An 18,270-nucleotide genomic window follows, 5' to 3' on the forward strand; every position below is an offset into this window, starting at 1 on the left:
TTGGTAAGGGCTCTTTTTATACATGTAGTATCAGTAACCTAATTCCGTTATAATGAGGGAAGAATGAAAAAAGGAGCGCGGCGCAATGAGTTATCAAGCGTTATACCGTGTCTGGAGGCCAAGGACATTTGCTGATGTAGTAGGCCAGGAGCCGATTATCCGTACATTGAAAAATGCCATCATGCAGGATAAGTTCTCGCATGCCTACTTGTTTTCCGGTCCGCGTGGTACAGGGAAGACAAGTGCGGCGAAGATTTTTGCAAAGACAATCAACTGTGAGCATGCACCAGTAGAGGAAGCATGCAACGAGTGTGCGGCTTGCAGAGGAATCCAAGATGGTTCAATTGCAGATGTTATAGAAATCGATGCAGCGTCCAATAACGGTGTTGAACAAATCCGGGACATCCGGGACAAAGTGAAATATGCTCCTAGCGCGGTTAAATATAAAGTGTATATCATCGATGAAGTTCATATGCTCTCGATTGGAGCATTTAATGCACTTCTCAAGACATTGGAAGAGCCACCCAAACATGTGGTCTTCATCTTAGCGACAACAGAACCGCATAAGATTCCGCTGACGATCATTTCCCGCTGTCAGCGATTCGATTTCAAACGTATCAACCAGCAGGCAATGGTAAACAGGATGCAGGAGATACTGGAGAAAGAACAGATTACAGTATCTGACGATGCAGTCGAGTCAGTTGCGCTAGCTGCAGAAGGCGGTATGCGGGATGCACTCAGCTTGCTCGACCAGGCTATTTCCTATAGTGAAGATGTTGTGGAGCTTGCGGATGTGCTTGCTGTTACCGGTGCCGTTTCACAGGATAGACTTACAGAGGTAATCCGCGCTTGTGCCAGACAAGATGTACAAGCAGCACTTGAACAAGTGGATCTGCTGATACAGGATGGAAAGGATCCAGGGCGTTTCGTTTTTGATCTTATCTATTACTTACGGGATTTGCTTATGTTCCAAAGTGCACCTGGCATGGAGAACATCCTTGAACGCGTACTGGTAGACGATAGTTTCAAACAACTGGCAGAGGAAGTGGATGCTTCTTGGATCCAAGCGGCGATTGTAGAACTTAATCGCTGCCAGCAGGAGATCAAATGGGCAAACAGTCCGAAGGTATTTGTTGAAATAGCGATTTTGCACATTGCGGATAAAAGTGCTCCGACAGCGAGTGTGGAAGCCGAAGCCGTGCAGCAGCTGACGCGCAAGATTTCTCAGCTGGAACAGGAATTGAAACAACTGAAATTGCAGCCGCAATCAGCTACAGCTCCTGCCGAACAGCCGAAGCGTCCGGTAAGAACAGGCAGCAAGAATAGCTATCGTGTTCCGTTTGAACGCATACGCCAAGTATTATCAGAAGCAACAAAGGATGAACTGAAGCTGGTTGCTGAGCACTGGGCAAGCTTTATGGATGCCCTTAAGCGGCAGAGCGCCCCTGCGCATGCGACGATTTTGAATAGTAAGCCAAGAGCAGCCTCCCAGAATGCACTTATAATCGGTTTCAAATATGAGATTCACTGTTCACTTGCCTTGGAACATAAAGACACGATAGAATCATTACTAGCAGAACGGATCGGACACCAAGTTACGGTCATACCGATTCCGGAGGCGAATTGGACAGAACTGCGTGAAGACTTCCTGAAGAATCAGAAGCAGGATGATTCTTCAGGGGATGGAAAGCAAGAGGAAGACCCAATTATCGCAGAGGCCAGGAAGCTGGTCGGAGATGATTTACTCGAAATAAAAGACTAATAACCAATTCAAGGAGGGATTTTTCCATGCGTGGTGGTGGGAATATGAACAATATGATGAAACAGATGCAGAAAATGCAGAAGAAAATGATGCAGGCTCAGGAAGAGCTTTTCGAAATGACTTTCGAAGCAACTGCAGGTGGCGGTGCTGTAAAGGTTGTCGCCAATGGTAAAAAGGAAATCACTGATGTAGTCATCCAGGAAGAGGTAGTAGATCCGGATGATGTGGAAATGCTCCAAGATCTTATCATTTCTGCAACAAATGAAGTATTGAAGCAAGTCGACGAAAAATCCAACCAAACAATGGGACAGTTCACGAAAGGGTTACCTGGAGGAATGTTCTAGGAGGCAACTAAATAGATGTATTATCCCGAACCGATTTCGAAGCTGATAGACAGCTTTACTAAATTGCCTGGAATCGGACCAAAGACTGCCGTGCGTCTTGCCTTTCATGTACTTAGCATGAAGGAAGATGACGTCATGGATTTTGCGAAGGCATTAATCAATGCCAAACGTGAATTGACCCACTGCAGCATCTGCGGTCATATCACCGATCAGGATCCTTGTAGTATTTGTCAGGATGAAGCAAGAGATAGTTCTCTTATTTGTGTCGTGCAAGATCCGAAAGATGTCATCGCTATGGAGAAGATGCGTGAATTTAATGGGAAATACCATGTATTGCATGGAGCTATTTCTCCGATGGATGGTATCGGACCTGAAGATATCAATGTTCCATCTCTATTGAACCGCCTGAAGGATGAAGAAGTGAAGGAATTGATCCTAGCTACCAATCCGAACATAGAAGGCGAAGCAACAGCGATGTATATATCCAAACTAGTCAAACCATCTGGTATACGAACAACAAGGATTGCACATGGCCTGCCAATGGGTGGAGATCTGGAGTATGCGGATGAAGTCACCCTTTCCAAAGCGATGGAAGGCAGAAGAGAACTGTAAAGCAGGTGAGATTAATGGCTGGCAGAAGATTGAAGAGATCTGACGTGGACAAAGAGTTGTTAGCTGATATATTCAAAATGAAAAATGATTGGGTGAGCATCCAATCTATAATAGAGAGAAGTGTCGATGCAAGTGAAATGGGGCAGTACGATTTACAGGTGGCGCAAGCCAAGTATCTGTTCATGCTTCGTGAAGCAAGACACCGAAACCTAAGCGCATTGCGTACTTAACGCAATGCGTGTTCTTTTTTCTTGTCCCTGCTCATAGTGTAGAAAGCAGGACAAGTTAAAGGAGAGATGAAATATGTCATATGCAATAATCGGTATACTGTTAGCTGCAGTATTAGTATTACTCATTTCAGGTACGTCAGGAAAGCTGTTTAGTCTAATGCTAAAAGGTTCAGTCAGGCTCATTATTGGTGTCTTTCTATTATTTCTATTTAATGTAGTAGGAGCACTTGTCGGGCTGCACATCCCGATAAATGCTGCTACAACTGTATTGGTGGGCTTATTAGGTATTCCGGGGATAGCTTCTTTGGCAGCAATTCAATATTTTTTATTATAAAGTGTTGCAGTATGCCCGAAATCATGATATATTATTCAAGTCGCTTCGGAACGGAGCTGACAAAAACGAAAAACATGTTGACGGCGAAAGTTAAAACATGATACAATATTCTAGTCGCTAAATGAGCGGCGGAACGAAATTGATCTTTGAAAACTGAACAAAACAACCAATTACGAACTAAACGACATGATCGCAAGATCAACGTCAGCTCTAACGAGCAATGCATCAAAACTTTCATGGAGAGTTTGATCTTGGCTCAGGACGAACGCTGGCGGCGTGCCTAATACATGCAAGTCGAGCGCAGGAAACCAGTTGACCCCTTCGGGGTGATTCTGGTGGAATGAGCGGCGGACGGGTGAGTAACACGTGGGCAACCTGCCTGTAAGACTGGGATAACTTCGGGAAACCGGAGCTAATACCGGATAGTATTTCCTTTCTCCTGATTGGAAATGGAAAGACGGTTTCGGCTGTCACTTACAGATGGGCCCGCGGTGCATTAGCTAGTTGGCGGGGTAATGGCCCACCAAGGCGACGATGCATAGCCGACCTGAGAGGGTGATCGGCCACACTGGGACTGAGACACGGCCCAGACTCCTACGGGAGGCAGCAGTAGGGAATCTTCCGCAATGGACGAAAGTCTGACGGAGCAACGCCGCGTGAGCGATGAAGGTCTTCGGGTCGTAAAGCTCTGTTGTTAGGGAAGAACAAGTACGAGAGTAACTGCTCGTACCTTGACGGTACCTAACCAGAAAGCCCCGGCTAACTACGTGCCAGCAGCCGCGGTAATACGTAGGGGGCAAGCGTTGTCCGGAATTATTGGGCGTAAAGGGCTCGTAGGCGGTTTCTTAAGTCTGATGTGAAAGCCCACAGCTCAACTGTGGAGGGTCATTGGAAACTGGGGAACTTGAGTGCAGAAGAGGAGAGTGGAATTCCACGTGTAGCGGTGAAATGCGTAGATATGTGGAGGAACACCAGTGGCGAAGGCGACTCTCTGGTCTGTAACTGACGCTGAGGAGCGAAAGCGTGGGGAGCAAACAGGATTAGATACCCTGGTAGTCCACGCCGTAAACGATGAGTGCTAGGTGTTAGGGGGTTTCCGCCCCTTAGTGCTGAAGTTAACGCATTAAGCACTCCGCCTGGGGAGTACGGCCGCAAGGCTGAAACTCAAAAGAATTGACGGGGGCCCGCACAAGCGGTGGAGCATGTGGTTTAATTCGAAGCAACGCGAAGAACCTTACCAGGTCTTGACATCCGCTGACAACTCTGGAGACAGAGCGTTTCCTTCGGGGACAGCGTGACAGGTGGTGCATGGTTGTCGTCAGCTCGTGTCGTGAGATGTTGGGTTAAGTCCCGCAACGAGCGCAACCCTTGATTCTAGTTGCCAGCATTCAGTTGGGCACTCTAGAGTGACTGCCGGTGACAAACCGGAGGAAGGTGGGGATGACGTCAAATCATCATGCCCCTTATGACCTGGGCTACACACGTGCTACAATGGATGGTACAAAGGGCAGCAAAGCCGCGAGGCTAAGCGAATCCCATAAAACCATTCTCAGTTCGGATTGCAGGCTGCAACTCGCCTGCATGAAGCCGGAATCGCTAGTAATCGCGGATCAGCATGCCGCGGTGAATACGTTCCCGGGCCTTGTACACACCGCCCGTCACACCACGAGAGTTGGTAACACCCGAAGTCGGTGAGGTAACCTTTTGGAGCCAGCCGCCGAAGGTGGGATCAATGATTGGGGTGAAGTCGTAACAAGGTAGCCGTATCGGAAGGTGCGGCTGGATCACCTCCTTTCTAAGGATAATTGGAACTACTACTTCGTAGTAGACATCGTAATTGGTTGTTTGTTCAGTTTTGAGAGATCAATCTCTCTTGTGAACCTTGAAAACTAGATAAGAAACAACATGCCAGAACATCAAACTTTAAAGCCGACAATTTATTGTCGCGATTTATAGATTTATCATGCGTTATTAGTTAAGTGAAGAAGGGCGCACGGTGGATGCCTTGGCACTAGGAGCCGATGAAGGACGGGACTAACACCGATATGCTTCGGGGAGCTGTAAGTAAGCTTTGATCCGAAGATTTCCGAATGGGGGAACCCGCTATCCGTTATTGGATAGTACGTATCACTGAATACATAGGTGATACGAGGCAGACCCGGGGAACTGAAACATCTCATTACCCGGAGGAAGAGAAAGCAAATGCGATTTCCTGAGTAGCGGCGAGCGAAACGGAATTAGCCCAAACCAGAAGGCTTGCCTTCTGGGGTTGTAGGACACTCCTTTGGAGTTACAAAGAAACCATATAGACGAAGCGGCTTGGAATGGCCCGCCATAGAAGGTAAGAGCCCTGTATTTGAAATGTGGTTTCCTCCGGAGTGTATCCTGAGTACGGCGGAACACGTGAAATTCCGTCGGAATCCGGGAGGACCATCTCCCAAGGCTAAATACTCCCTAGTGACCGATAGTGAACCAGTACCGTGAGGGAAAGGTGAAAAGCACCCCGGAAGGGGAGTGAAATAGATCCTGAAACCGTGTGCCTACAAGTAGTCGAAGCCCGTTAATGGGTGACGGCGTACCTTTTGTAGAATGGACCGGCGAGTTACGATCCCCTGCAAGGTTAAGTTGTATAGACGGAGCCGCAGCGAAAGCGAGTCTGAATAGGGCGATATAGTAGGTGGTCGTAGACCCGAAACCGTGTGATCTACCCATGTCCAGGGTGAAGGTCAGGTAACACTGACTGGAGGCCCGAACCCACGCACGTTGAAAAGTGCGGGGATGAGGTGTGGGTAGGGGTGAAATGCCAATCGAACACGGAGATAGCTGGTTCTCTCCGAAATAGCTTTAGGGCTAGCCTCAAAGGATGATGGTTGGAGGTAGAGCACTGATTGGACTAGGGGCCCTCATCGGGTTACCGAATTCAGTCAAACTCCGAATGCCAATCAATCTACTTTGGGAGTCAGACTATGGGTGATAAGGTTCATGGTCGAAAGGGAAACAGCCCAGACCGCCAGCTAAGGTCCCAAAGTGTGTGTTAAGTGGAAAAGGATGTGGCGTTGCTTAGACAACCAGGATGTTGGCTTAGAAGCAGCCATCATTGAAAGAGTGCGTAATAGCTCACTGGTCGAGTGACGCTGCGCCGAAAATATACCGGGGCTAAACACACCACCGAAGCTGCGGATTGACATCTACGATGTCAGTGGTAGGAGAGCGTTCTAAGGGCAGTGAAGGTCGATCGTGAGGACGGCTGGAGCGCTTAGAAGTGAGAATGCCGGTATGAGTAGCGAAAAAAGAGTGAGAATCTCTTTCATCGAAAGCCCAAGGTTTCCTGAGGAAGGCTCGTCCGCTCAGGGTTAGTCGGGGCCTAAGCCGAGGCCGAAAGGCGTAGGCGATGGACAACAGGTTGATATTCCTGTACCACCTAAATCCGCTTGAACGATGGGGGGACGCAGGAGGATAGGGAAAGCGCGCTGCTGGTTATGCGCGTCCAAGCCGTGAGGAAGTTGAGCAGGCAAATCCACTCAACACTATTCCAGGCGGTTATGGGGAGGGAAATTTAGTACCGAAGTTCCTGATTTCACACTGCCAAGAAAAGCCTCTAGTGAGGAAATAGGTGCCCGTACCGCAAACCGACACAGGTAGGCACGGTGAGTAACCGAAGATGATCGGGAGAACTCTCGTTAAGGAACTCGGCAAAATGACCCCGTAACTTCGGGAGAAGGGGTGCTTCTTTTAAGGAGAAGCCGCAGTGAAAAGGCCCAAGCGACTGTTTAGCAAAAACACAGGTCTCTGCAAAGCCGTAAGGCGAAGTATAGGGGCTGACACCTGCCCGGTGCTGGAAGGTTAAGGGGAATGGTTAGGGACTTCGTCCCGAAGCTGTGAACCGAAGCCCCAGTAAACGGCGGCCGTAACTATAACGGTCCTAAGGTAGCGAAATTCCTTGTCGGGTAAGTTCCGACCCGCACGAAAGGTGCAACGACTTGGGCACTGTCTCAACGAGAGACCCGGTGAAATTATACTATGCGTGAAGATGCGCATTACCCGCGACAGGACGGAAAGACCCCGTGGAGCTTTACTGTAGCCTGATATGGAATGTTGGTACAGCTTGTACAGGATAGGTGGGAGCCTTAGAAGCCGGAGCGCCAGCTTCGGTGGAGGCATCCGTGGGATACCACCCTGGCTGTATTGACATTCTAACCCAGAACCGTTATCCGGTTCGGAGACAGTGTCAGGTGGGCAGTTTGACTGGGGCGGTCGCCTCCCAAAGAGTAACGGAGGCGCCCAAAGGTTCCCTCAGAATGGTTGGAAATCATTCGTAGCGTGCAAAGGCAGAAGGGAGCTTGACTGCGAGACCTACAAGTCGAGCAGGGACGAAAGTCGGGCTTAGTGATCCGGCGGTGCCGTATGGAAGGGCCGTCGCTCAACGGATAAAAGCTACCCCGGGGATAACAGGCTTATCTCCCCCAAGAGTCCACATCGACGGGGAGGTTTGGCACCTCGATGTCGGCTCATCGCATCCTGGGGCTGTAGTCGGTCCCAAGGGTTGGGCTGTTCGCCCATTAAAGCGGTACGCGAGCTGGGTTCAGAACGTCGTGAGACAGTTCGGTCCCTATCCGTCGTGGGCGTTAGAAGTTTGAGAGGAGCTGTCCTTAGTACGAGAGGACCGGGATGGACGCACCGCTGGTGCACCAGTTGTTCCGCCAGGAGCATAGCTGGGTAGCTACGTGCGGAAGGGATAAGTGCTGAAAGCATCTAAGCATGAAGCCCCCCTCAAGATGAGACTTCTCATCATTTTAAATGAGTAAGATCCCTCAGAGACGATGAGGTAGATAGGTTCGAGGTGGAAGCGTGGTGACACGTGCAGCTGACGAATACTAATCGATCGAGGACTTAACTAAAACGAAAAGCGGAGGGAACCGCTTAGAAACGCAAGTATAAGTGAGAGGCCGGAAAGGGTGATTTTACCCTTGCAGGGCTAACGCTTAGGCTGGAGTTTCTGGTTCCTGGAGCTGGATCTGACGAGTAAGTCAACGCCAAAGTCCAAGCACTCCGGTGCTTGGCCGTATGAAATGTCTGGCAGGACATGTTTCTTATCTAGTTTTGAGGGTTCATTTCCAATTGAATTCTTGCATTGTCTGGTGGTAATAGCGAAGAGGTCACACCTGTTCCCATGCCGAACACAGTAGTTAAGCTCTTCAGCGCCGATGGTAGTTGGGTTCGCCCTGCGAGAGTAGGACGCTGCCAGGCAAGATGAAATCCCTGATCCAATAAGGATCAGGGATTTTTCTTTCTTTATTGTTATAAAGTGTTGCAAAGTGCCCTAAATCATGATATATTATTCAAGTCGCTTCGGAACGGAGCTGACAAAAACGAAAAACATGTTGACAGCATAAGTTAAAACATGATACAATAACTTAGTCGCCAAATGAGTGACGAAACGAAATTGATCTTTGAAAACTGAACAAAACAACCAATTACGAACTAAACGACATGATTGCAAGATCAACGTCAGCTCTAACGAGCAATGCATCAAAACTTTCATGGAGAGTTTGATCTTGGCTCAGGACGAACGCTGGCGGCGTGCCTAATACATGCAAGTCGAGCGCAGGAACCAGTTGACCCCTTCGGGGTGATTCTGGTGGAATGAGCGGCGGACGGGTGAGTAACACGTGGGCAACCTGCCTGTAAGACTGGGATAACTTCGGGAAACCGGAGCTAATACCGGATAGTATTTCCTTTCTCCTGATTGGAAATGGAAAGACGGTTTCGGCTGTCACTTACAGATGGGCCCGCGGTGCATTAGCTAGTTGGCGGGGTAATGGCCCACCAAGGCGACGATGCATAGCCGACCTGAGAGGGTGATCGGCCACACTGGGACTGAGACACGGCCCAGACTCCTACGGGAGGCAGCAGTAGGGAATCTTCCGCAATGGACGAAAGTCTGACGGAGCAACGCCGCGTGAGCGATGAAGGCCTTCGGGTCGTAAAGCTCTGTTGTTAGGGAAGAACAAGTACGAGAGTAACTGCTCGTACCTTGACGGTACCTAACCAGAAAGCCCCGGCTAACTACGTGCCAGCAGCCGCGGTAATACGTAGGGGGCAAGCGTTGTCCGGAATTATTGGGCGTAAAGGGCTCGTAGGCGGTTTCTTAAGTCTGATGTGAAAGCCCACAGCTCAACTGTGGAGGGTCATTGGAAACTGGGGAACTTGAGTGCAGAAGAGGAGAGTGGAATTCCACGTGTAGCGGTGAAATGCGTAGATATGTGGAGGAACACCAGTGGCGAAGGCGACTCTCTGGTCTGTAACTGACGCTGAGGAGCGAAAGCGTGGGGAGCAAACAGGATTAGATACCCTGGTAGTCCACGCCGTAAACGATGAGTGCTAGGTGTTAGGGGGTTTCCGCCCCTTAGTGCTGAAGTTAACGCATTAAGCACTCCGCCTGGGGAGTACGGCCGCAAGGCTGAAACTCAAAAGAATTGACGGGGGCCCGCACAAGCGGTGGAGCATGTGGTTTAATTCGAAGCAACGCGAAGAACCTTACCAGGTCTTGACATCCGCTGACAACTCTGGAGACAGAGCGTTCCCTTCGGGGACAGCGTGACAGGTGGTGCATGGTTGTCGTCAGCTCGTGTCGTGAGATGTTGGGTTAAGTCCCGCAACGAGCGCAACCCTTGATTCTAGTTGCCAGCATTCAGTTGGGCACTCTAGAGTGACTGCCGGTGACAAACCGGAGGAAGGTGGGGATGACGTCAAATCATCATGCCCCTTATGACCTGGGCTACACACGTGCTACAATGGATGGTACAAAGGGCAGCAAAGCCGCGAGGCTAAGCGAATCCCATAAAACCATTCTCAGTTCGGATTGCAGGCTGCAACTCGCCTGCATGAAGCCGGAATCGCTAGTAATCGCGGATCAGCATGCCGCGGTGAATACGTTCCCGGGCCTTGTACACACCGCCCGTCACACCACGAGAGTTGGTAACACCCGAAGTCGGTGAGGTAACCTTTTGGAGCCAGCCGCCGAAGGTGGGATCAATGATTGGGGTGAAGTCGTAACAAGGTAGCCGTATCGGAAGGTGCGGCTGGATCACCTCCTTTCTAAGGATAATTGGAACTACTACTTCGTAGTAGACATCGTAATTGGTTGTTTGTTCAGTTTTGAGAGATCAATCTCTCTTGTGAACCTTGAAAACTAGATAAGAAACAACATGCCAGAACATCAAACTTTAAAGCCGACAATTTATTGTCGCGATTTATAGATTTATCATGCGTTATTAGTTAAGTGAAGAAGGGCGCACGGTGGATGCCTTGGCACTAGGAGCCGATGAAGGACGGGACTAACACCGATATGCTTCGGGGAGCTGTAAGTAAGCTTTGATCCGAAGATTTCCGAATGGGGGAACCCGCTATCCGTTATTGGATAGTACGTATCACTGAATACATAGGTGATACGAGGCAGACCCGGGGAACTGAAACATCTCATTACCCGGAGGAAGAGAAAGCAAATGCGATTTCCTGAGTAGCGGCGAGCGAAACGGAATTAGCCCAAACCAGAAGGCTTGCCTTCTGGGGTTGTAGGACACTCCTTTGGAGTTACAAAGAAACCATATAGACGAAGCGGCTTGGAATGGCCCGCCATAGAAGGTAAGAGCCCTGTATTTGAAATGTGGTTTCCTCCGGAGTGTATCCTGAGTACGGCGGAACACGTGAAATTCCGTCGGAATCCGGGAGGACCATCTCCCAAGGCTAAATACTCCCTAGTGACCGATAGTGAACCAGTACCGTGAGGGAAAGGTGAAAAGCACCCCGGAAGGGGAGTGAAATAGATCCTGAAACCGTGTGCCTACAAGTAGTCGAAGCCCGTTAATGGGTGACGGCGTACCTTTTGTAGAATGGACCGGCGAGTTACGATCCCCTGCAAGGTTAAGTTGTATAGACGGAGCCGCAGCGAAAGCGAGTCTGAATAGGGCGATATAGTAGGTGGTCGTAGACCCGAAACCGTGTGATCTACCCATGTCCAGGGTGAAGGTCAGGTAACACTGACTGGAGGCCCGAACCCACGCACGTTGAAAAGTGCGGGGATGAGGTGTGGGTAGGGGTGAAATGCCAATCGAACACGGAGATAGCTGGTTCTCTCCGAAATAGCTTTAGGGCTAGCCTCAAAGGATGATGGTTGGAGGTAGAGCACTGATTGGACTAGGGGCCCTCATCGGGTTACCGAATTCAGTCAAACTCCGAATGCCAATCAATCTACTTTGGGAGTCAGACTATGGGTGATAAGGTTCATGGTCGAAAGGGAAACAGCCCAGACCGCCAGCTAAGGTCCCAAAGTGTGTGTTAAGTGGAAAAGGATGTGGCGTTGCTTAGACAACCAGGATGTTGGCTTAGAAGCAGCCATCATTGAAAGAGTGCGTAATAGCTCACTGGTCGAGTGACGCTGCGCCGAAAATATACCGGGGCTAAACACACCACCGAAGCTGCGGATTGACATCTACGATGTCAGTGGTAGGAGAGCGTTCTAAGGGCAGTGAAGGTCGATCGTGAGGACGGCTGGAGCGCTTAGAAGTGAGAATGCCGGTATGAGTAGCGAAAAAAGAGTGAGAATCTCTTTCATCGAAAGCCCAAGGTTTCCTGAGGAAGGCTCGTCCGCTCAGGGTTAGTCGGGGCCTAAGCCGAGGCCGAAAGGCGTAGGCGATGGACAACAGGTTGATATTCCTGTACCACCTAAATCCGCTTGAACGATGGGGGGACGCAGGAGGATAGGGAAAGCGCGCTGCTGGTTATGCGCGTCCAAGCCGTGAGGAAGTTGAGCAGGCAAATCCACTCAACACTATTCCAGGCGGTTATGGGGAGGGAAATTTAGTACCGAAGTTCCTGATTTCACACTGCCAAGAAAAGCCTCTAGTGAGGAAATAGGTGCCCGTACCGCAAACCGACACAGGTAGGCACGGTGAGTAACCGAAGATGATCGGGAGAACTCTCGTTAAGGAACTCGGCAAAATGACCCCGTAACTTCGGGAGAAGGGGTGCTTCTTTTAAGGAGAAGCCGCAGTGAAAAGGCCCAAGCGACTGTTTAGCAAAAACACAGGTCTCTGCAAAGCCGTAAGGCGAAGTATAGGGGCTGACACCTGCCCGGTGCTGGAAGGTTAAGGGGAATGGTTAGGGACTTCGTCCCGAAGCTGTGAACCGAAGCCCCAGTAAACGGCGGCCGTAACTATAACGGTCCTAAGGTAGCGAAATTCCTTGTCGGGTAAGTTCCGACCCGCACGAAAGGTGCAACGACTTGGGCACTGTCTCAACGAGAGACCCGGTGAAATTATACTATGCGTGAAGATGCGCATTACCCGCGACAGGACGGAAAGACCCCGTGGAGCTTTACTGTAGCCTGATATGGAATGTTGGTACAGCTTGTACAGGATAGGTGGGAGCCTTAGAAGCCGGAGCGCCAGCTTCGGTGGAGGCATCCGTGGGATACCACCCTGGCTGTATTGACATTCTAACCCAGAACCGTTATCCGGTTCGGAGACAGTGTCAGGTGGGCAGTTTGACTGGGGCGGTCGCCTCCCAAAGAGTAACGGAGGCGCCCAAAGGTTCCCTCAGAATGGTTGGAAATCATTCGTAGCGTGCAAAGGCAGAAGGGAGCTTGACTGCGAGACCTACAAGTCGAGCAGGGACGAAAGTCGGGCTTAGTGATCCGGCGGTGCCGTATGGAAGGGCCGTCGCTCAACGGATAAAAGCTACCCCGGGGATAACAGGCTTATCTCCCCCAAGAGTCCACATCGACGGGGAGGTTTGGCACCTCGATGTCGGCTCATCGCATCCTGGGGCTGTAGTCGGTCCCAAGGGTTGGGCTGTTCGCCCATTAAAGCGGTACGCGAGCTGGGTTCAGAACGTCGTGAGACAGTTCGGTCCCTATCCGTCGTGGGCGTTAGAAGTTTGAGAGGAGCTGTCCTTAGTACGAGAGGACCGGGATGGACGCACCGCTGGTGCACCAGTTGTTCCGCCAGGAGCATAGCTGGGTAGCTACGTGCGGAAGGGATAAGTGCTGAAAGCATCTAAGCATGAAGCCCCCCTCAAGATGAGACTTCTCATCATTTTAAATGAGTAAGATCCCTCAGAGACGATGAGGTAGATAGGTTCGAGGTGGAAGCGTGGTGACACGTGCAGCTGACGAATACTAATCGATCGAGGACTTAACTAAAACGAAAAGCGGAGGGAACCGCTTAGAAACGCAAGTATAAGTGAGAGGCCGGAAAGGGTGGTTTTACCCTTGCAGGGCTATCGCTTAGGCTGGAGTTTCTGGTTCCTGGAGCTGGATCTGACGAGTAAGTCAACGCCAAAGTCCAAGCACTCCGGTGCTTGGCCGCATGAAATGTCTGGCAGGATATGTTTCTTATCTAGTTTTGAGGGTTCATTCCAATTGAATTCTTGCATTGTCTGGTGGTAATAGCGAAGAGGTCACACCTGTTCCCATGCCGAACACAGCAGTTAAGCTCTTCAGCGCCGATGGTAGTTGGGTTCGCCCTGCGAGAGTAGGACGCTGCCAGGCAAGATGAAATCCCTGATCCAATAAGGATCAGGGATTTTTTTATATGGCGGAATGAAGTTGATGAGAGAATTTCCATTTAGGCTCCACCTCTTGAATTTCAAATCGTTGAATTGCTTTGATTAGCTGGATATACAGCTCCTGCTCCATGTCTTCTTTCCATGCATATGATGCGGAGCTGCTCAATTTTCTGATCTTTGGCTGAAATCGGATTAGTATAGCTTCCAGTGCGGCTTTATCTTCTGCCTTTGCTCTAATTGTAAGTTCAAGCAATGTGGTCAATTTTAGTTACCTCCTTTTTGAATCTGTTCTATTAGAACTTGCAGTGTTTGTTCCAGGCGCTTAATATTCTGCTCGAGACGAATGAGCAAGTAAAATGAGACTACTATAGGAAAGCCAAGGTTACCAATCATGGAAATAATCGTTTCTGTTGTCATGGCGTGTCTCCTTCCGGTAAGACTGAACGGAGTTTCCTAAGTGCTGATTGAACTGACTTAGAAACAGCTTGTTGGGAAATGTCCAGCTTCTCTGCAATTTCAGTATGGGTCAGCTGATGGATAAAATGGAGCTCTAGATATTGTTTCTGTTTAGAAGGCAAATCCTGAATAGCAGTTAAAAGAGCAGGATCATGAATGGCCTGTTCCCAGCTGTACACAGTCTGGTCTTCCTTGGCAACGAGCATATCCTTCTTACTGGTTTCTTGGTCTTCGCTAGCAGGCTGGTCAAGCACAGTTAATTCCCTTCCTTGTAGTACGGTTGTTTGTTTGCTGTAATTCCTCGCATAGTAACTAAGAGTCATCGTTAGGTAGTTCGTTAATTGTATTTCTGTATAAAATTGCTGAAAAGCAGAATTAAGCTTTCGCAGGTTTGCCTCGGAAGGATAACGTTCTGCTTGTTCGTAAACAATGCGGTGCTGTTCCTCTTTCAGGAATCCTTGTATCAAAGCTGGATTTGGATGAAATTTTCCTTGTTCGGGTTTTTCCTTGCTGCACATCTTTATGTTCCCCCTCTCAACCAAAAACGAACATATGTTCTATTTTAGTGTAAAAAAAATCAGCCTTTTTGAAAAGACTTTTTCGGATAGTCCCAACCTGCTTGTCCAATTGCGTTTCCTGTTGCAGTTTTCAGAAGCAAGTTTCCTCTTTCTCCTATAGTTTATAAAAGGCAATCAGCACCTCATATGACAACGTCAATACGTACAAACCGTACAAACAACATCTGTCTCAGTTGAACATAAACTTAGAATACAAGATTAGCAGGTATGAAGTTCGTTAGTTTAGGAGAAACTAACCTAACGGAGGTGGAGAATGATGAGCAAAAGCTGTTTATGCGGTATTTGTGACCAAGAGAAACAAGAAGGTATACATCTTTATCGCTTATTTATCTGCAGAGAATGTGAGCAGAAAATCATCGAGACGGAACCGAAGGAAGTACAATACCATTACTTTGTGAAGAAACTTCGGAACTTAAACCAAATGACATTTCATTAAAGCCTAAGCTAGGCTTTTTTCTTTTTGTATGTGTGCGTATAATAAATGAAAAAGCTCAAAGGAAGAATGAAATGAATCAGTTAGATACGCCGCTATACGATAGGTTAGTACAGTTTGCTAAGCAGGAACCAATTTCGTTCCATGTGCCAGGACATAAGCATGGAATGCTCTTTGAAGAGGAAACATTCTTTCAAACTGCTGCATTGCTCGATCAGACGGAGCTGACAGGGTTGGATGATTTGCATGCTCCTGAAGGGGTTATAGCAGAGGCACAGGAATTGGCTGCGTCTTTTTTTGGGGCAAAGCATACACGATTTTTAGTGGCTGGAAGTACGGTTGGAAATATTGCGATGATACTCGGGAGCATCAAAAGAAATCAAATCGTTCTCGTGCAGCGCAACTGTCATAAATCAATACTGAACGGACTGGAGCTCGCTGGCGCAAAGCCAGTCTTTTTGGCACCAGCGTATAATGAGGTGAAAGGGAGATATACCCATCCAACGCAGAAAACGATACAGAAAGCGATCCAAAGGTATCCAGAGGCAAAAGCACTCATATTGACGTATCCGGATTATTTCGGTACGGTATTTGATTTAAAAGAAACCGTAGAGATGGCACATGCAAGCAGGATACCAGTTTTAGTCGATGAGGCGCATGGTGTTCATTTAAAGGCCGCCAAGACACTTCCTTTAAGCGCATTGGAAGCAGGAGCGGATGTTGTCGTCCAGTCCGCTCATAAGATGGCACCTGCACTTACGATGAGTTCCTATCTTCATCTGAATAGCGAGTATATCTCCATTTCTTCTATTGATCGTTACTTGAGGATGCTGCAGTCCAGCAGTCCGTCTTATTTGCTGCTGGCTTCACTTGATACAGCCAGGAAGTACTTGGCTACGCGTACAGAAAGAGATATGGAAAAACTCCGCACTGCTGTCGACGCTCTTCGAAAACTACTGTCTGCGTCGGATTTATGGGATGTGGAAAAGCAGGATGGCGATTGGCTGAAAATAGTTTTACGTGTACATGCGGGTTATCAGCCAAGGCAGCTTGCCAATATGCTGGAGTCATCAGGTATTTATCCGGAATTGGTCACGGATCGGCATATTCTGCTTGTCCATGGATTAGAAGCACTATCAGAGGACGATTTGAATCTTGTCAGAACAGCTATTAGTGATATGGAAGCACCTGCATGTATCCCACCTGTCCAAGCAGCTCACCTTTTCTCTGAGCCGGTACAGGAGCTAGCTGTAAGCTATGCAGAGATGGAAGAGCAGCAGCCAGTCCTTACAAAATGGGATGAGGCTATCGGCTGTATTGCAGCAGAATCGATTATTCCTTATCCTCCAGGTATACCGGTACTTGCAAAAGGAGAAATCGTTACAAAACAGCATGTGGAAATGATACAATTATGGAAGAATAGCAGCATCTCTTTTCAAAATGAACATATTGAACAAGGGATGCTTACGTATAGAGGCACAAACGAAGGAGAATTATTTTGACAGGATTGTTTATCACGCTGGAGGGCGGCGAAGGGGCAGGAAAGACTTCTGCTGTACCGCTTTTGACAGCTCGTTTAGAAGAACAAGGCTATCAGGTGCTTGCTACACGTGAGCCAGGCGGGATCGAGATAGCGGAGGCGATCCGGGCAGTGATTCTGGATCCGGCCAATACGAGCATGGATGGCCGTACAGAGGCACTGCTTTATGCAGCTGCCAGAAGACAGCATCTGGTGGAAAAGGTGTGGCCGGCGCTGAAAAAGGGAATGATTGTACTATGCGATCGTTTTGTGGACAGCAGTTTGGCTTATCAGGGCTATACACGCGGTCTTGGGATGGAAGAAGTGATGGAAATCAATCGATTTGCTGTTGAAACTACCATGCCGGATTTGACATTATTCTTTGATATTTCCCCAGAAGCAGGATTAGCACGAATTTCGGAGAATAAAGGTAGAGAACAGAATCGGTTGGACTTGGAAGCACTATCCTTCCATGAAAGTGTCTATGAAGGATATCGGATTCTTCGGGAACAATACAAGGACCGTTATGTGACACTTGATGCTTCCAAACCGCTTGCTGACGTAGCTGAAAATGCTGTGCAAGCGATCATGGCTTTTTTGCAAGACAAAGAAAAGTGATGGAAAAGACATGAGGAGGAAATAAGATGAAACTAGTATTAGCAATTATTCAGGATAAAGACAGCAACAGGCTGACAGATGCACTCGGAGATAAGAATTTCAAAACAACTAAACTATCCACTACAGGCGGTTTCCTGAAAGCAGGGAATACGACGCTAATGGTTGGTTGTGAGGATGATCAAGTCGATGATGTGCTTGATATTATCAAGGACAATTGCAGTCAGCGTAATCAGATGGTAGCACCAATATCTCCAATGGGGGGCAACGCGGATTCCTATATTCCAAACCCTGTCAAAGTAGAGGTTGGCGGAGCTACTGTTTTCGTACTTCCTGTCGATTCCTTTATAAAGTTCTAAAAAAAGGAGACAATACCGTTGAAAATCGGTCCGGAGTTACGCGCGCAGCTGGATGCTGCACGTAAGAATACAACACAGGCACCAGCTGAGCCGAAGAGGTTTCAGGATTTGGTGCAGTCCCAGAGCAGGAAACTGCAGGGACAGGAACTGCAGCAGCTGATCACGGACATCACCAAGCAAGGGGAACGGCTTGCGCGTACGCGCTCGTTCCGTGAGCTTGCTTTGTATAAACGTAAGATTAAGAAGTTCATGGAAGATGTAAAGGACAACGGGATGGAGCTGCATCATGAGCATTCCTGGAACCAGCATGGGTCCCGGAAGCTTACGACTGTGCGGCTGATCGATGAGAAGCTGATGGAGCTGACGGAAATCCTGATGGATCAGGAGAAACAGCAAATCGGTGTACTTGGTTTGATCGGAGAGATCAAAGGGCTCCTTTTCAATCTTTATACGTGAAGTAAC

13 protein-coding genes and 6 rRNA genes are annotated in these 18,270 nt (G+C 48.7%); 16 read left to right on the forward strand and 3 right to left on the reverse strand.

Features of this window, described 5'->3' with window-relative positions; translation table 11 throughout:
* The first annotated feature begins 85 nt into the window (after positions 1-85).
* From dnaX to rrf (ABXS78_RS18090), 11 genes are all read left to right on the forward strand, one after another.
* On the forward strand, positions 86-1,762 hold the full coding sequence (gene dnaX / locus ABXS78_RS18040; RefSeq protein ID WP_095222148.1) for a DNA polymerase III subunit gamma/tau: 1,677 nt from the start codon (positions 86-88) through the stop codon (positions 1,760-1,762).
* Between the two features lie 26 nt (positions 1,763-1,788).
* A complete protein-coding gene (locus tag ABXS78_RS18045; protein ID WP_095222150.1) occupies positions 1,789-2,106 on the forward strand; it encodes a YbaB/EbfC family nucleoid-associated protein in 318 nt (105 codons plus the stop codon).
* Between the two features lie 15 nt (positions 2,107-2,121).
* Positions 2,122-2,718 (forward strand): recombination mediator RecR, encoded by a 597-nt coding sequence (gene recR / locus ABXS78_RS18050; RefSeq protein ID WP_038562527.1) that lies wholly within the window; start codon positions 2,122-2,124, stop codon positions 2,716-2,718.
* A gap of 14 nt (positions 2,719-2,732) precedes the next feature.
* Entirely contained in the window at positions 2,733-2,948 is a 216-nt protein-coding gene (locus tag ABXS78_RS18055) for a YaaL family protein (RefSeq protein WP_038562524.1), read from the forward strand.
* 73 nt (positions 2,949-3,021) lie between these two features.
* The gene (locus ABXS78_RS18060; RefSeq protein ID WP_366248390.1) at positions 3,022-3,282 is read left to right on the forward strand and encodes a pro-sigmaK processing inhibitor BofA family protein; all 261 of its coding nucleotides are present in this window, start codon (positions 3,022-3,024) and stop codon (positions 3,280-3,282) included.
* Positions 3,283-3,515: 233 nt separating this feature from the next.
* A 16S ribosomal RNA gene (locus ABXS78_RS18065) occupies positions 3,516-5,077 on the forward strand.
* Between the two features lie 178 nt (positions 5,078-5,255).
* Positions 5,256-8,180 (forward strand): 23S ribosomal RNA (locus ABXS78_RS18070).
* Between the two features lie 236 nt (positions 8,181-8,416).
* Positions 8,417-8,529 (forward strand): 5S ribosomal RNA (rrf, locus tag ABXS78_RS18075).
* Positions 8,530-8,819: 290 nt separating this feature from the next.
* Positions 8,820-10,380, forward strand: a 16S ribosomal RNA gene (locus ABXS78_RS18080).
* A gap of 178 nt (positions 10,381-10,558) precedes the next feature.
* Positions 10,559-13,483, forward strand: a 23S ribosomal RNA gene (locus ABXS78_RS18085).
* 235 nt (positions 13,484-13,718) lie between these two features.
* Positions 13,719-13,831, forward strand: a 5S ribosomal RNA gene (gene rrf / locus ABXS78_RS18090).
* Together the 16S, 23S and 5S rRNA genes form the textbook arrangement of a ribosomal RNA operon.
* Before the next feature lie 39 nt (positions 13,832-13,870).
* Here rrf (ABXS78_RS18090) and ABXS78_RS18095 read toward each other — a convergent pair.
* From ABXS78_RS18095 to ABXS78_RS18105, 3 genes are read right to left on the reverse strand one after another with little or no spacing between them, the layout of a single operon-like run.
* The gene (locus ABXS78_RS18095) at positions 13,871-14,110 is read right to left on the reverse strand and encodes a helix-turn-helix domain-containing protein (protein ID WP_366248391.1); all 240 of its coding nucleotides are present in this window, start codon (positions 14,108-14,110) and stop codon (positions 13,871-13,873) included.
* Positions 14,111-14,112: 2 nt separating this feature from the next.
* Positions 14,113-14,265 (reverse strand): YvrJ family protein, encoded by a 153-nt coding sequence (locus ABXS78_RS18100; protein WP_366248392.1) that lies wholly within the window; start codon positions 14,263-14,265, stop codon positions 14,113-14,115.
* Positions 14,262-14,822 (reverse strand): sigma-70 family RNA polymerase sigma factor, encoded by a 561-nt coding sequence (locus ABXS78_RS18105; RefSeq protein WP_366248393.1) that lies wholly within the window; start codon positions 14,820-14,822, stop codon positions 14,262-14,264. Before ABXS78_RS18105 ends, ABXS78_RS18100 begins: the two co-directional genes overlap by 4 nt.
* Before the next feature lie 316 nt (positions 14,823-15,138).
* Here ABXS78_RS18105 and ABXS78_RS18110 point away from each other — a divergent pair, with 316 nt between their 5' ends.
* The 5 genes from ABXS78_RS18110 (at position 15,139) to ABXS78_RS18130 (ending at position 18,264) form a co-directional block, all read left to right on the forward strand.
* The gene (locus tag ABXS78_RS18110) at positions 15,139-15,318 is read left to right on the forward strand and encodes a sigma factor G inhibitor Gin (RefSeq protein ID WP_095224712.1); all 180 of its coding nucleotides are present in this window, start codon (positions 15,139-15,141) and stop codon (positions 15,316-15,318) included.
* A gap of 71 nt (positions 15,319-15,389) precedes the next feature.
* Entirely contained in the window at positions 15,390-16,817 is a 1,428-nt protein-coding gene (locus ABXS78_RS18115) for an aminotransferase class I/II-fold pyridoxal phosphate-dependent enzyme (RefSeq protein WP_366248394.1), read from the forward strand.
* Complete coding sequence (gene tmk / locus ABXS78_RS18120; RefSeq protein WP_366248395.1) at positions 16,814-17,452, forward strand: dTMP kinase; 639 nt, start codon at positions 16,814-16,816, stop codon at positions 17,450-17,452. The genes ABXS78_RS18115 and tmk overlap by 4 nt, the downstream gene beginning before the upstream one ends.
* A gap of 26 nt (positions 17,453-17,478) precedes the next feature.
* Positions 17,479-17,808, forward strand: coding sequence for a cyclic-di-AMP receptor (locus tag ABXS78_RS18125; protein WP_095224682.1), 330 nt, complete (start codon positions 17,479-17,481; stop codon positions 17,806-17,808).
* 18 nt (positions 17,809-17,826) lie between these two features.
* Positions 17,827-18,264 (forward strand): YaaR family protein, encoded by a 438-nt coding sequence (locus ABXS78_RS18130; protein ID WP_095224683.1) that lies wholly within the window; start codon positions 17,827-17,829, stop codon positions 18,262-18,264.
* Positions 18,265-18,270 lie beyond the last annotated feature (6 nt).

The organism is Terribacillus aidingensis (genome assembly GCF_040703035.1).
Lineage (GTDB): Bacteria > Bacillota > Bacilli > Bacillales > Amphibacillaceae > Terribacillus.